Origin of the sequence: Vibrio jasicida 090810c (assembly GCF_002887615.1) — a bacterium.
Lineage (GTDB): Bacteria > Pseudomonadota > Gammaproteobacteria > Enterobacterales > Vibrionaceae > Vibrio > Vibrio jasicida.
This window is the reverse complement of the sequence record NZ_CP025792.1, coordinates 3632898-3645787: the sequence shown is the minus strand read 5'-3', so window position 1 is coordinate 3645787 and position 12890 is coordinate 3632898. Positions and strand designations below refer to the sequence as shown.

Genomic DNA, 12890 nt, shown 5'->3' with positions numbered 1-12890 from the left:
ATGTCTGATTTGATTTCTTACGACGACGTTATCGACGCTGCGTACGACATCTTCCTTGAAATGGCTCCAGATAACCTAGAGCCAGCTGATGTCATTCTGTTTACTGCACAATTTGAAGATCGTGGTGCCGCAGAGCTTGTTGAAACCGGTGATGACTGGGTTGAACATGTTGGCTTCGACATCGACAAAGAAGTGTATGCAGAAGTTCGAATCGGCTTAGTAAACGAGGAAAATGACGTACTTGATGACGTTTTTGCTCGTATGCTAATCAGTCGAGACCCAGAACATAAGTTCTGTCATATGCTTTGGAAACGTGATTAACGATTTCCTCATCATTATCAAAAACACCAGCCTCACGCTGGTGTTTTTTTTTATATCTGTAAGTCAAAGTTACTTATGATTGGCAAACACGAAAGATTACGAACGCGAAACGCTAGATAAGAAAAAGGCTTGCCAAGTGGCAAGCCTTTCTAATTTTCGCTATCGATTAACGATGCTTGTTGCGTGCACCCTGATCACCTGCGCTCTTCTTTGGCTTACGGCGAGAAGGGTTGTTGCTGCGGCCTTTAGGCGTATTTACGCGCTCTTCGTGACGCTTAACAGCGCGACGGATTTTTTGGCTACGAGCACGTTCACGTTTACGTGAGGTGTTGTCTTTGTTCAGATCAAGCATGGTTTCTTTTTCTGGACGAAGCTCTACCAATTCGCGTAGGTAGTTTACTTCTTTAAGATCAAGTTCCATCCAACCACCACGAGGCAGTTTCTTATCCAGATAGATATCACCGTAACGAACACGTTTTAGGCGGCTAACCGTCGTATCTTGCGATTCCCACAGACGGCGAACTTCACGGTTACGACCTTCGTTGATAGCAACATAAAACGTGTGGTTCATACCTTCACCACCCGCATATACCACATCTTCGAAACGTGCCATACCATCTTCAAGTTCAACACCACGAACTAAGTTTTTCACTTTCTGTTCAGTTACTTCGCCGAAAACACGAACAAGGTATTCACGCTCAACCTGACGGCTTGGGTGCATAAGGCGGTTCGCCAGTTCCCCATCTGTTGTAAACAGCAGCAAACCTGATGTGTTAGCATCAAGACGACCTACTGAAATCCAACGAGAACCACGGATCTTTGGCAGACGATCGAAAACAGTGCGACGACCTTCTGGGTCGTGACGAGTACACAGTTCACCTTCTGGCTTGTAATAAGCCAAAACACGACAGATCACTTCTTCTTGTACCTTCGCAGACACAACGTGACCATCGATACGAACTACGCTGTTCTCATCTTCTAGTCTTTCACCAAGTTTAGCTACGACTCCGTTCACGCTAACGCGACCAGATTTAATTAACGATTCAATCTCGCGACGAGAACCGTGACCTGCGCGTGCTAATACTTTTTGTAACTTTTCGCTCATTTATCTACCTATGTGTCGTCTTCACAGACGTCGAGACCAGAATTGGTCTTCATTTTGCAAGTTACCCATGTAAATGGGATTTTTTCGGTCGGACATTATACGAGATTCTCCCATTTAATGTAAGTGAAATCGTCCAGATTCTCTCGTTAAAATCTCGCTCTAAAACTCACACTTAACTCATCATCTTCTCCAACTTAGTACTAAGCCGCACTAGGGTAGAACCGCACTATTATGGGTCTGTCCACACCTCTGAATTTTTGGTGCACCTGATAAAATTATCAAGGTTATAAGAAAGATAACTGTTCAGCTTGCTAGCTCCCTTAATCAGATGAAAAGGAATAATAAATGTCTCATACAAATCTTGACCTAAATTGGATATTTGGCACCTCAGAAGACGATAATATGACCGGAACAAAAGGCTCAGATACCAACGACGTTTTCGTCGGTTTTGGTGGCGATGATAAGTTTGTTGGTTTCGACGGAAATGACTATGTCTTTGGTTGCCGTGGTGACGACACTCTATTAGGCGGCAGAGGTGATGACTTACTAGCTGGTGGTTCAGGCGACGATTACTTGTCTGGCGGCTTGGGTAATGACTCTCTATTTGGTGGTTGTGGTGACGATACGATTTTCGACTACTCTGGCAACAACTTCATCAATGCCGGTTGGGGTGATGATACGGTCGTCGTTGGTGATGGCAACTCTGTGATTGCTGGTGGATGTGGTGATGACACGTTCGTAATGACAAACCGTCTTGCGGTTGGCGTTCCAGATCAGCCAGTTTCCTCAAACGACATTGAAGTGAAAGCAGAGATCCTAGATTTCAACATTTGCCACGATAAGCTTGTATTTGATATGGGTCTCGATACCAACGACGATGGTATTCGCGACACGTTCCTCGATTCCGCAGATGACCTAACGCTGTCATACAACGACTTTGGTTGGGCTGTGTTCTCTAGCGACGAGTTTAATGTGGAAGTAACGTTGAAAGGTATTGATGCGGGTTACATGAACTACATTGAGCACCACAATATCGATATCTTTGACTTCGCATAATCCACGAATGTGAACTTCTACTCATTGATTCAAAAATTAAAGGGAGGCGTCTTCGCCTCCCTTTCTTATTTAGCTTTGTGCTAGTTTCGTATTTGCTTTTGAGTTGACGAGCTTACTCAAATGGCGCTGGGTCACCAGAACCTACGCGCGCTATCACTTGCTCACCATCACTAAAGTCAATCACTGTTGTCGGTTGCTCACCCAGATACCCACCATTAAGGATGACATCAACCGCGTGCTCTAATTTGTCACGAATATCCTCAGGGTCCGATTCCGTCACGTCACTACCTGGCAAAATTAGCGATGTTGACATCAACGGCTCGCCAAGCGCTTCTAATAAGTCCAATGCGATACGGTTATCTGGAACACGGATACCAATCGTTTTGCGTTTTGCGTTCATCAAACGACGCGGCACTTCTTTTGTGCCTTTGAAGATAAAAGTGTAAGGACCCGGTGTGTTGTTTTTCAGTAGTCGGAATGCCGAGTTATCCACTCGTGCGTACAGAGAAAGCTCCGACAAATCGCGGCACAACAACGTAAAGTTATGCTTGTCATCCAGACGACGGATCTGACAAATTCGTTCCAGCGCCTGCTTGTTCTCCAATTGACAGCCTAGTGCGTAACCTGAATCGGTTGGGTAAACCACCACACCGCCGTTACGAATGATTGCTACTGCTTGATTGATCAAGCGAGCCTGTGGGTTTTCTGGATGAACGTAAAAAAACTGGCTCATTGTAATTCCTCATTATCGAACCTCTCGGCTCTATATTTTTTATGGCGTTTCGACTTCGTCAGGTTGAGCATTCAACGAAGGATCAATACCCCAATCTTTCCAAACTGGTTCTACACCCGCAGGCAACCAGAGGTTTCTTCCCAACTCCATCCACGGTGACGGATAGTGAAAATCACTGCCTTGAGAAGCTAATAGTTTGTATTGTATAGCATAATCAGCCAAGTTGCGTCTTTCTTGTTGTGCTTGTTGGGGCTGAGCCACTTCCATAGCATCACCACCCGCCTCCACAAACGCAGCCAGCATTCGCTTCACCCACTTGGCGGTAAGTTGATATCGCCCTGGATGTGCTAAAACCGCTTGTCCACCAGCGGCATGAATCGCGTCGACAGCGTCTTTCATTGAACACCAGTTTGGTGGAACATAACCTGGATTGTTACGCGTCAAAAACTTCTTGAACACCATCTGCATGTTCTTTGCGTAGCCATTGTCCACAAGCCATTTAGCAAAGTGAGCTCGTGTGATTGGCGCATCACCGGCAATTAACTGAACTTCTTCGAGCACCCCATCGCGAGTGGCTTTCTGTAGACGCTCTGCAATCAGTTGCGCCCTTGCTACGCGATGCGTTTTCTGTTGCTGAATTAGCCCAACCAATGCTGGGCTTTCCGGATCAATATTCAAACCCACAATATGGATGTCTTTGTTCTGCCAAACAGTCGAGATCTCGATACCGTTAATGATTTTGAGCGGCAGATTATTTTCTTCAACGTATTGCTTGGCCGGAGCTAAGCCGTCAACCGTATCATGATCCGTGATCGCCAAAACCTCGATATCAAAACTTAGTGCCCGATCCACCAAATCACTCGGTGCAAATCGACCATCCGAGGCTGTAGTGTGGCTGTGTAAATCAATTCTCATCTTTTTGTCGTTTTAATGCTGTTTTGGGGTTGACTTTTTATCTCTGCACTAGTTAACTAGTACACAAATACGAAGTACCTATTTAAGGCTCACCATGTTACAAGAATTTAACCAAAACCAGAAAGCGAAAGTTGCGGTTCGTCTGAATAAGATGAATTCCGCAGACGTTGCTTGGTGGCGCACTTGGACAAGTTCTTGGTGGGCGAACGTGTACTTCTAGTTTAGAGAATTAAATGTCACAAAGCCCGCTACTTCAGCGGGCTTTTTGTTTTGTCGTCCATCTCACATTCAACTGCTTAAACATTCATCGAATATGACCAAAACTTGATTGGGTGAACGTTTGCTTTATGCGACTATGTACGGCAGGAAGATGTAAACAGCTATAAGGAGGTCTTGTGAACAAGGCCATTGAAATTAAGAAACTTGGACAGCTTGAAGTGCTAACGGCTTCCGTCCCTTATACTCAAGACCCGACTCGCTTGTTCCACACGCTATGTGAGAACAAAACTGACAGCCTATTGCTGGAATCTGCTGAAATCGATTCAAAGCAAGACTTGAAATCCCTGTTACTGGTTGATTCGGCAGTTCGTATCGTCTGCTTTGGTCACACTGTCACCATGCAAGCTCTCACGGATAACGGCAAAAACCTACTAGCACACTTAAACCAAAATGTCCGTGGTGATGTCTCTCGTCAATTTGACGTTGACACATTAACGCTAGAATTTACACAACCATGCGACACACTGGATGAAGATTCTCGTCTACGTGAAGCGTCATCTTTTGATGCACTTCGCTTGGTTCAGCACAGCTTCGATATCTCAGAGCAAGACAAACACGCAATTTTCCTTGGTGGTCTATTTGCCTACGACTTAGTTGCGAACTTCGAACCGTTGGGCAATGCAGAAGCAACTAACCAGTGCCCAGACTACGTGTTTTACGTAGCAGAAACGCTATTGGTTGTGGATCATCAGACAGAGTCTTGCCATTTGCAGGCAACTTTGTTTGTCGATGATTCTCAAAAGTCAGCGTTAAAAGCAAGAATCGAAGAAATCAGTACTCAATGTACTTCTCCTAAGCTGCTACCTAGTGCCGCCCAACTTGAGAATGTTCACGCTCGACCTAGCATCGAAGATAAAGACTTCTGCCAAATCGTTCGTGACCTTAAAGAGTACGTAGTGAAAGGCGATGTATTCCAAGTCGTACCATCTCGTCGATTCACGCTACCTTGCCCTTCTCCATTGGCGGCCTACAAAGAACTTAAACAGAGCAACCCAAGCCCTTATATGTTCTACATGCAAGATGAGCTATTCACTTTGTTTGGCGCATCACCAGAAAGCGCGCTTAAGTACGAAACCGATACCAACCAAATTGAAATCTACCCAATCGCAGGCACTCGTCGCCGTGGCAAGCGCCCTAACGGCGAGATTGATTTCGACCTAGATAGCCGCATCGAACTTGAACTGCGCACCGACAAGAAAGAAAACGCAGAACACATGATGTTGGTTGACTTGGCACGTAACGACGTCGCTCGTATTGCTCAAGCTGGCACTCGCCACGTAGCAGACCTTCTAAAAGTCGACCGCTACAGCCACGTAATGCACTTGGTATCTCGTGTGGTTGGTCAACTACGTGAAGACCTAGACGCACTGCACGCATACCAAGCGTGTATGAACATGGGCACGTTGACAGGCGCACCTAAGATTCGCGCAATGCAGTTGATTCGCGATGTAGAAGGCGTACGTCGCGGTAGCTACGGTGGTGCTGTGGGTTACCTAACTGGTGAAGGCACACTCGACACCTGTATCGTGATCCGCTCAGCGTACGTTGAGAACGGCATTGCTCAAGTTCAAGCTGGTGCTGGCGTGGTATTCGATTCTGATCCACAAGCGGAAGCAGACGAAACGCGCGGCAAAGCACAAGCAGTAATCTCTGCTATCCAAGCAGCGCATAAGTCACAATAAGGAATAGGGTTCAGAGATGGCTAATATCATTTTTATCGACAACTTTGACTCGTTCACCTACAACCTTGTGGATCAATTCCGCTCGCTAGGTCACTCAGTCAAGATTTACCGAAATAACATCCCAGCACAAACCATTGAACAAGCGGTGAACGAGCTTGAAAACCCAGTGGTTCTGCTATCGCCTGGTCCTGGTGCACCGTCAGAAGCTGGCTCAATGCCAGAACTGATTCAACTGATGAAAGGCAAAGTTCCAATGATCGGCATTTGTCTTGGTCACCAAGCGATTGTTGAAGCGTACGGCGGTACCGTTGCTGGCGCAGGCGAAATCATTCACGGTAAGGTCTCCATGATGGAGCACCAAAACCATGCGATTTACCAAAACCTACCATCACCACTTGCGATTGCACGTTACCACTCGTTGGTTGCGACTAAGGTTCCTGAAAGCCTAACCATCACAGCAGAAGTGGATGACTTGGTAATGTCTGTTGTACAAGAAGAAGATAAAGTTTGCGGGTTCCAGTTCCACCCGGAATCTATTATGACGACCTACGGAGCAACACTGTTGGCCAATGCCATTGAATGGGCACTTGAAGAACAAACTTCAGCGAACCCACTCACTGCTTAAAAAGCACTTGGCACATAAGAAATTTAGGAGAGGAAATATGGAAGCAATCATCAACCCTATTATTACTAAACTGTACGAGCAAGAATCGCTTACTCAGGAAGAGAGCCAACAACTATTCGACATCATTATCCGTGGTGAACTAGACCCTATTTTGATGGCGTCAGCACTGACTGCACTAAAAATCAAAGGCGAAACACCAGATGAAATTGCAGGCGCGGCGAAAGCACTTCTGGCAAACGCAAACCCATTCCCTCGCCCAGATTACGATTTCGCAGATATCGTAGGTACTGGCGGCGACGGTCACAACACCATCAACATTTCAACCACTGCGGCGTTTGTTGCTGCAGCATGTGGTCTAAAAGTAGCGAAACACGGTAACCGCAGCGTCTCCAGCAAATCAGGTTCTTCTGACCTTCTTGATTCATTTGGTATCAACCTAGCTATGAGCGCAGAAGATACGCGCAAAGCGGTAGACGATATTGGTGTTGCTTTCCTATTTGCACCTCAATACCACGGTGGTGTGCGCCATGCGATGCCAGTGCGTCAAACCATGAAAACACGCACCATCTTTAACATTCTTGGCCCACTGATTAACCCAGCTCGTCCAAACATCGAATTGATGGGTGTTTACAGTGAAGAACTGGTTCGTCCTATCGCAGAAACCATGCTACAAATGGGTATGAAGCGCGCCGCGGTGGTACACGGCAGTGGCTTGGACGAAGTAGCAATTCACGGTGAAACAACCGTTGCCGAAATCAAAGACGGTAAGATCACAGAATACAAACTAACGCCTGAAGACTTCGGTCTAGAAGCACACCCACTAGAAGCGATCAAAGGTGGCGATCCTGAAGAAAACAAAGCGATCATTACCAATATTCTGACGGGTAAAGGTACAGACGCACAATTGGGTGCAGTGGCAGTAAACGTTGCTCTGCTAATGCGTCTATTCGGCCACGAAGATTTAAAAGCCAACACGCAACAAGCGATTGAGGCAATGAATTCAGGCAAGGCGTACCAATTGGTACAACAACTTGCCGCACACGCTTAAGGAATTGAAGAAGATGACTGACTTCAACACTCAGCAAGCTGACAACCTGTCTGAACACGTTTCTAAGAAAGAAGCAGAAATGGCAGAAGTACTGGCGAAAATTGTCCGCGACAAATATCAGTGGGTAGCAGACCGTAAGGTGTCTCAACCGCTAAGCACATTTCAGTCTGATTTGCTGCCATCGGACCGCAGCTTCTACGATGCTCTGAGTGGCGAAAAGACGGCATTCATCACCGAATGTAAGAAGGCATCTCCTTCTAAAGGTTTGATTCGTGATCACTTCGACTTGGATTACATCGCATCGGTTTACAACAACCATGCAGATGCCATTTCAGTCTTAACAGACGAAAAGTACTTCCAAGGTAACTTTGACTTTCTTCCTCAAGTGCGTGGTCAAGTCAAACAACCAGTTATTTGTAAAGACTTCATGGTAGATACCTACCAAGTTTACCTAGCGCGTCATTACAGTGCTGATGCTGTCTTGCTAATGCTGTCTGTCCTCAATGACGAAGAGTACAAAGCGCTAGAAGAAGCAGCACACAGCCTGAACATGGGCATCCTGACCGAAGTCAGCAACGAAGAAGAGCTTCATCGTGCCGTTAAGCTAGGCGCACGCGTTATCGGCATCAATAACCGTAACTTGCGCGACCTAAGTACTGATTTGAATCGTACTAAAGAGTTGGCACCGACAATTCGCGAATTAGCACCAAACGCGACCGTGATTTCAGAGTCTGGCATTTACACGCATCAACAAGTTCGTGATTTAGCGGAATACGCAGACGGCTTCTTGATTGGTAGTTCACTGATGGCGGAAGACAACCTTGAACTTGCAGTACGTAAAGTGACGTTAGGCGAAAACAAAGTGTGTGGCTTAACGCACCCAGATGACGCAGCAAAAGCGTATCAATCTGGCGCAGTATTTGGTGGCCTGATTTTTGTCGAGAAGTCGAAGCGTGCGGTTGACCTTGAGGGTGCTCGCTTAACCATGAGCGGTGCTCCACTTAACTACGTCGGCGTTTTCCAAAATCACGATATCGATTTTGTTGCTTCTGTCGTGACCTCTTTGGGTTTAAAAGCAGTGCAGCTGCACGGTCAAGAAGACCAAGCTTACGTAAACCAACTCAAAGCCGAACTGCCAGCAGCGGTAGAAATTTGGAAAGCTTACGGCGTGACTGATGCTAAGCCAGAACTACTAGCAGACAACATTGATCGCCATCTATTAGATGCGCAAGTTGGCACTCAAACTGGCGGAACCGGTCAAGTGTTCGACTGGTCACTGATCGGCGACCCAAGTCAAATTATGCTAGCGGGCGGACTGTCGCCAGAAAATGCTCAACAAGCAGCGACACTAGGTTGCTTGGGATTAGATTTAAACTCTGGTGTAGAAAGCGCACCAGGCAAAAAAGATTCACAGAAGTTGCTCGCGGCCTTCACCGCTATTCGCAACTACTAAAGCTGGATATCAGCTAAAAAATTTAAAGCTATTCGTAGCGAAAAATACGAGAAGGAATATAACGATGGCAAAACTGAATGCCTACTTTGGCGAATACGGCGGTCAGTACGTTCCGCAAATTCTAGTTCCAGCATTGGAGCAACTAGAGCAAGCGTTTATCGACGCGCAAGAAGATCCAGAATTCCGCAGCGAATTCATGACGCTTCTTCAAGAGTATGCGGGCCGTCCAACGGCTTTGACTCTAACTCGTAACCTAACCAAAGGTACGAAAACCAAACTGTACCTAAAACGTGAAGACCTACTTCACGGTGGCGCGCACAAGACCAACCAAGTGTTAGGTCAAGCACTGCTTGCGAAACGCATGGGTAAAAACGAAATCATCGCTGAAACAGGCGCAGGCCAACACGGTGTTGCAACCGCACTAGCGTGTGCACTACTTGGCCTTAAGTGTCGCGTGTACATGGGTGCAAAAGACGTTGAACGTCAAAGCCCGAACGTATTCCGTATGAAGCTAATGGGTGCAGAAGTCATTCCTGTCCACTCGGGTTCAGCGACACTTAAAGATGCATGTAACGAAGCGCTACGCGACTGGTCTGCAACTTATGAAGATGCGCACTACCTACTAGGTACAGCGGCAGGTCCTCACCCATTCCCAACGATCGTGCGTGACTTCCAACGCATGATTGGTGAAGAAACGAAGAATCAGATTTTGGCACGTGAAGGCCGTCTTCCTGATGCGGTTATCGCATGTGTGGGCGGTGGTTCAAATGCGATTGGTATGTTTGCTGACTTCATCGAAGAAGAAAGCGTTCGCCTAATTGGTGTTGAGCCAGCAGGTAAAGGCATCGATACAGACCAGCACGGTGCACCACTTAAACATGGCAAAACGGGCATCTTCTTTGGTATGAAAGCACCGTTAATGCAAGATCCTAACGGCCAAGTTGAAGAGTCTTACTCTGTATCTGCGGGTCTTGATTTCCCTTCAGTTGGTCCTCAGCACGCGCACCTAAACGCAATTGGTCGTGCAGAATACGACAACGTAACAGACGATGAAGCGTTAGAAGCATTCCAAGAGATTGCACGCCATGAAGGCATTATCCCTGCCCTAGAATCTTCTCACGCCGTGGCACACGCACTGCGTATGGCTCATGAGAATCCTGAGAAAGAACAATTGCTGGTTGTTAACCTATCTGGTCGTGGTGATAAAGATATCTTCACTGTACATGCCATCCTAGAAGAAAAAGGAGCGATCTAATGAGCCGTTATGAAAAGATGTTCTCGCGTCTAAACGAGAAAAACCAAGGCGCATTTGTACCGTTCGTAACGGTTTGTGATCCAAACGCTGAACAGTCATATAAAATCATGGAAACCCTGGTTGAGTCTGGCGCTGATGCACTAGAGCTTGGCATTCCATTCTCAGATCCGCTAGCCGATGGCCCAACCATCCAAGGCGCTAACATTCGCGCGTTAGACTCAGGTGCAACACCAGATATCTGCTTCGAGCAAATTGGTAAGATCCGAGCTAAGTATCCAGAGCTGCCTATTGGTCTTCTGATGTACGCGAACCTTGTTTACTCTCGTGGTATCGAAAATTTCTATGAACGTTGCGCAAAAGCAGGCATCGATTCTGTTTTGATTGCAGATGTACCAACCAATGAAAGTGCAGAGTTTGTCGCAGCTGCAGAGAAGTTTGGTATTCACCAAATCTTCATTGCACCACCAACGGCAAGTGATGAAACACTGAAGCAAGTATCAGAGCTAGGTGGCGGCTACACTTACCTGCTATCTCGTGCAGGTGTTACTGGCGCAGAAACCAAAGCAAACATGCCTGTAGGTCATATGCTCGACAGACTGAACCGGTTTGATGCGCCACCAGCGCTACTTGGTTTTGGCATCTCTGAGCCTGCACAGGTGAAACAAGCATTAGAATCTGGTGCTGCTGGTGCAATTTCTGGTTCAGCCGTGGTAAAAATTATTGAAGCGAACGTTGAGCAGCCACAAATTATGCTCGACAAGCTAGGTGAATTCGTTTCTGCAATGAAAGCTGCAACACAAAAATAACGTATCACTGATTTGAAAAATATGAGATCGATTCCTTATTAAACATTCGGAATCGATCTTTTTTTTAACATTCAGTTTCTAAAACCACCCCTCCATTACCATCCGTTTTATAAACAACACCAACCAAAACCATTACCTCAAACAATGGCAAACGATTGCTATTGATTAAAAAACTATCATCAATCAAGAAATTCCCGATCAGTTGATAAGTTTGTACCGGAATTGTATTGCTAATTGTGAATGATAAGTGTAAAAAGCAAGGCGATATAATTATCCAAATAACAACTTTATATTGGTGGGTAATTTTAGGATTTTACATTTTATTAGCACAGAGGTTATGGAAGTGTTAAACAAAAAGAGTTTGCTAAACAACATCGGCGTACAAGTCGTCATTGCAATGATCGTAGGTACTGCCGTTGGTGCCTTCATGGGTCAAAGCGCGACAGTATTTGCACCACTAGGTGCTATCTTCATCAACCTGATCAAGATGCTTGTGATCCCTCTGGTCGCAGTAGCGCTTATCTCAGGTGCAGCAGGTCTAGGCAACAGCCAATCTGCAGGTAAAGTGGGCTTGGTAACCCTAGGTTACTTTGGTCTAACGTCTGCCCTAGCTGTCGCACTAGCACTGTTTATGGGTGAAGTATTCCAACCTGGCATGGGCATCGACGTTTCTGGCGTTGAAGGTATGTTCTCAGCTGAATACGCTTCAAAAGGTGAATTACCTACTTTCTGGGCAACCATCACTGGTATGATCCCAACTAACGTTTTCCAATCACTAAACGAAGCGAACATCCTTCAGATCCTTGTGTTCTGTATGTTCTTCGGTATCGCGATTTCAAAACAAGAAAAATCACGTCGCGAGCCAATCATCAATGGTGTTAACTGCATCGTTGACGCTATGGTTTGGATGATCAACAAAGTGATGATCATTGCGCCTATCGGTGTATTTGGCCTGATGGCAGAAGCAGTAGGCACGTTCGGTTTTGGTGCCCTGATGGTGGTATTCAAACTGTTCGTCGTTTACGTAGCGGCAATCCTAGTGTTCGGCTTCGTGGTTTACCCAGCAATGGTACATATCTTCACTAAGACATCGGCGAAGAAATTCGTATCAGCAATGAAGAAGCCACAAGCAGTTGCCCTTTCTACCGCCTCTTCAATGGCAACGCTGCCTGTAACAATGGATACGTGTGAGAAAGAGTTGGGCGTAAGAAACTCAACCGCTTCATTTGTTTTACCGCTTGGCGCAACCATCAACATGTCAGGTAACGCGATTTACTACGGCCTAGTGGCAATCTTCTTTGCGCAACTGTTCAACATCGACCTAGGCATGGGCGCTTACGTTGCGATCATCGTCACTTCGACACTGGGCGCAGTAGGCCAAGCAGGTGTTCCTGGTCCTTCATTCCTAGTAGTCGCGGTACTGCTTGCTGCTGGTATTCCAATCGAAGGTCTCCCACTATTGTTTGCGCTTGACCGTATCTTCGACATGATTCGTACCGCACTAAACATCACAGGTGATGCAGCATGTGCCGTTATCGTGGATGCACTTATTGAAGAAGAAGCACAACAAACTGAGCTTCAAAAGCAAGAAGCCTAATTTAAATTAACGCTC

The 12890-nt window shown here is 46.3% G+C and carries 13 protein-coding genes and 1 other annotated feature; of the genes, 10 read left to right on the top strand and 3 right to left on the bottom strand.

Annotation, left to right across the window (positions count from 1 at the left end; translation table 11 throughout):
- Nucleotides 1-321 carry an HI1450 family dsDNA-mimic protein gene (locus C1S73_RS17325; RefSeq protein WP_005431208.1) on the top strand — a complete coding sequence of 107 codons (321 nt, stop codon included), beginning with the start codon at nt 1-3 and terminating at the stop codon, nt 319-321.
- Between the two features lie 166 nt (nt 322-487).
- On the opposite strand, the gene rluB is transcribed toward C1S73_RS17325, so the two are convergent.
- A complete protein-coding gene (gene rluB / locus C1S73_RS17320) occupies nt 488-1426 on the bottom strand; it encodes a 23S rRNA pseudouridine(2605) synthase RluB (protein ID WP_038871854.1) in 939 nt (312 codons plus the stop codon).
- 345 nt (nt 1427-1771) lie between these two features.
- On the opposite strand from rluB, the gene C1S73_RS17315 reads away from it, so the two are divergent.
- Nucleotides 1772-2482: a calcium-binding protein gene (locus tag C1S73_RS17315; RefSeq protein ID WP_038871856.1), complete on the top strand. Its 711-nt coding sequence runs from the start codon at nt 1772-1774 to the stop codon at nt 2480-2482.
- 112 nt (nt 2483-2594) lie between these two features.
- On the opposite strand, the gene C1S73_RS17310 is transcribed toward C1S73_RS17315, so the two are convergent.
- Nucleotides 2595-3215 (bottom strand): L-threonylcarbamoyladenylate synthase, encoded by a 621-nt coding sequence (locus C1S73_RS17310; RefSeq protein WP_038871858.1) that lies wholly within the window; start codon nt 3213-3215, stop codon nt 2595-2597.
- 39 nt (nt 3216-3254) lie between these two features.
- Nucleotides 3255-4130: an RNase RNM gene (gene rnm / locus C1S73_RS17305; protein ID WP_038871860.1), complete on the bottom strand. Its 876-nt coding sequence runs from the start codon at nt 4128-4130 to the stop codon at nt 3255-3257.
- A 94-nt stretch (nt 4131-4224) separates the two neighbouring features.
- On the opposite strand from rnm, the gene trpL2 reads away from it, so the two are divergent.
- The 8 genes from trpL2 to C1S73_RS17265 all read left to right on the top strand — a co-directional run bounded on the left by trpL2 (nt 4225) and on the right by C1S73_RS17265 (nt 12875).
- Nucleotides 4225-4350, top strand: a complete 126-nt coding sequence (gene trpL2 / locus C1S73_RS17300; protein WP_038871861.1) for a tryptophan operon leader peptide — start codon at nt 4225-4227, stop codon at nt 4348-4350.
- Nucleotides 4297-4400, top strand: a sequence feature (Trp leader region). Its footprint overlaps the gene before it by 54 nt.
- Before the next feature lie 125 nt (nt 4401-4525).
- Entirely contained in the window at nt 4526-6091 is a 1566-nt protein-coding gene (locus C1S73_RS17295; RefSeq protein WP_038871862.1) for an anthranilate synthase component 1, read from the top strand.
- A 16-nt stretch (nt 6092-6107) separates the two neighbouring features.
- Nucleotides 6108-6716, top strand: a complete 609-nt coding sequence (locus C1S73_RS17290) for an aminodeoxychorismate/anthranilate synthase component II (protein WP_038871864.1) — start codon at nt 6108-6110, stop codon at nt 6714-6716.
- Nucleotides 6717-6753: 37 nt separating this feature from the next.
- On the top strand, nt 6754-7764 hold the full coding sequence (gene trpD / locus C1S73_RS17285) for an anthranilate phosphoribosyltransferase (protein ID WP_038871865.1): 1011 nt from the start codon (nt 6754-6756) through the stop codon (nt 7762-7764).
- A gap of 13 nt (nt 7765-7777) precedes the next feature.
- Nucleotides 7778-9217, top strand: coding sequence for a bifunctional indole-3-glycerol-phosphate synthase TrpC/phosphoribosylanthranilate isomerase TrpF (trpCF, locus tag C1S73_RS17280; protein WP_038871867.1), 1440 nt, complete (start codon nt 7778-7780; stop codon nt 9215-9217).
- 64 nt (nt 9218-9281) lie between these two features.
- Nucleotides 9282-10472 carry a tryptophan synthase subunit beta gene (gene trpB / locus C1S73_RS17275; RefSeq protein WP_038871870.1) on the top strand — a complete coding sequence of 397 codons (1191 nt, stop codon included), beginning with the start codon at nt 9282-9284 and terminating at the stop codon, nt 10470-10472.
- Entirely contained in the window at nt 10472-11278 is an 807-nt protein-coding gene (gene trpA / locus C1S73_RS17270) for a tryptophan synthase subunit alpha (protein WP_038871873.1), read from the top strand. The genes trpB and trpA overlap by 1 nt, the downstream gene beginning before the upstream one ends.
- A 337-nt stretch (nt 11279-11615) precedes the next feature.
- A complete protein-coding gene (locus C1S73_RS17265; protein ID WP_038871875.1) occupies nt 11616-12875 on the top strand; it encodes a dicarboxylate/amino acid:cation symporter in 1260 nt (419 codons plus the stop codon).
- Nucleotides 12876-12890 lie beyond the last annotated feature (15 nt).

What these genes read in the sequence shown, in the direction of transcription:
- C1S73_RS17325 (WP_005431208.1), top strand. Translation starts at nt 1, where the DNA reads ATGTCTGATTTGATTTCTTACGACGACGTTATCGACGCTGCGTACGAC.
- rluB (WP_038871854.1), bottom strand. Translation starts at nt 1,426, where the DNA reads ATGAGCGAAAAGTTACAAAAAGTATTAGCACGCGCAGGTCACGGTTCT.
- C1S73_RS17315 (WP_038871856.1), top strand. Translation starts at nt 1,772, where the DNA reads ATGTCTCATACAAATCTTGACCTAAATTGGATATTTGGCACCTCAGAA.
- C1S73_RS17310 (WP_038871858.1), bottom strand. Translation starts at nt 3,215, where the DNA reads ATGAGCCAGTTTTTTTACGTTCATCCAGAAAACCCACAGGCTCGCTTG.
- rnm (WP_038871860.1), bottom strand. Translation starts at nt 4,130, where the DNA reads ATGAGAATTGATTTACACAGCCACACTACAGCCTCGGATGGTCGATTT.
- trpL2 (WP_038871861.1), top strand. Translation starts at nt 4,225, where the DNA reads ATGTTACAAGAATTTAACCAAAACCAGAAAGCGAAAGTTGCGGTTCGT.
- C1S73_RS17290 (WP_038871864.1), top strand. Translation starts at nt 6,108, where the DNA reads ATGGCTAATATCATTTTTATCGACAACTTTGACTCGTTCACCTACAAC.
- trpD (WP_038871865.1), top strand. Translation starts at nt 6,754, where the DNA reads ATGGAAGCAATCATCAACCCTATTATTACTAAACTGTACGAGCAAGAA.
- trpCF (WP_038871867.1), top strand. Translation starts at nt 7,778, where the DNA reads ATGACTGACTTCAACACTCAGCAAGCTGACAACCTGTCTGAACACGTT.
- trpB (WP_038871870.1), top strand. Translation starts at nt 9,282, where the DNA reads ATGGCAAAACTGAATGCCTACTTTGGCGAATACGGCGGTCAGTACGTT.
- trpA (WP_038871873.1), top strand. Translation starts at nt 10,472, where the DNA reads ATGAGCCGTTATGAAAAGATGTTCTCGCGTCTAAACGAGAAAAACCAA.
- C1S73_RS17265 (WP_038871875.1), top strand. Translation starts at nt 11,616, where the DNA reads ATGGAAGTGTTAAACAAAAAGAGTTTGCTAAACAACATCGGCGTACAA.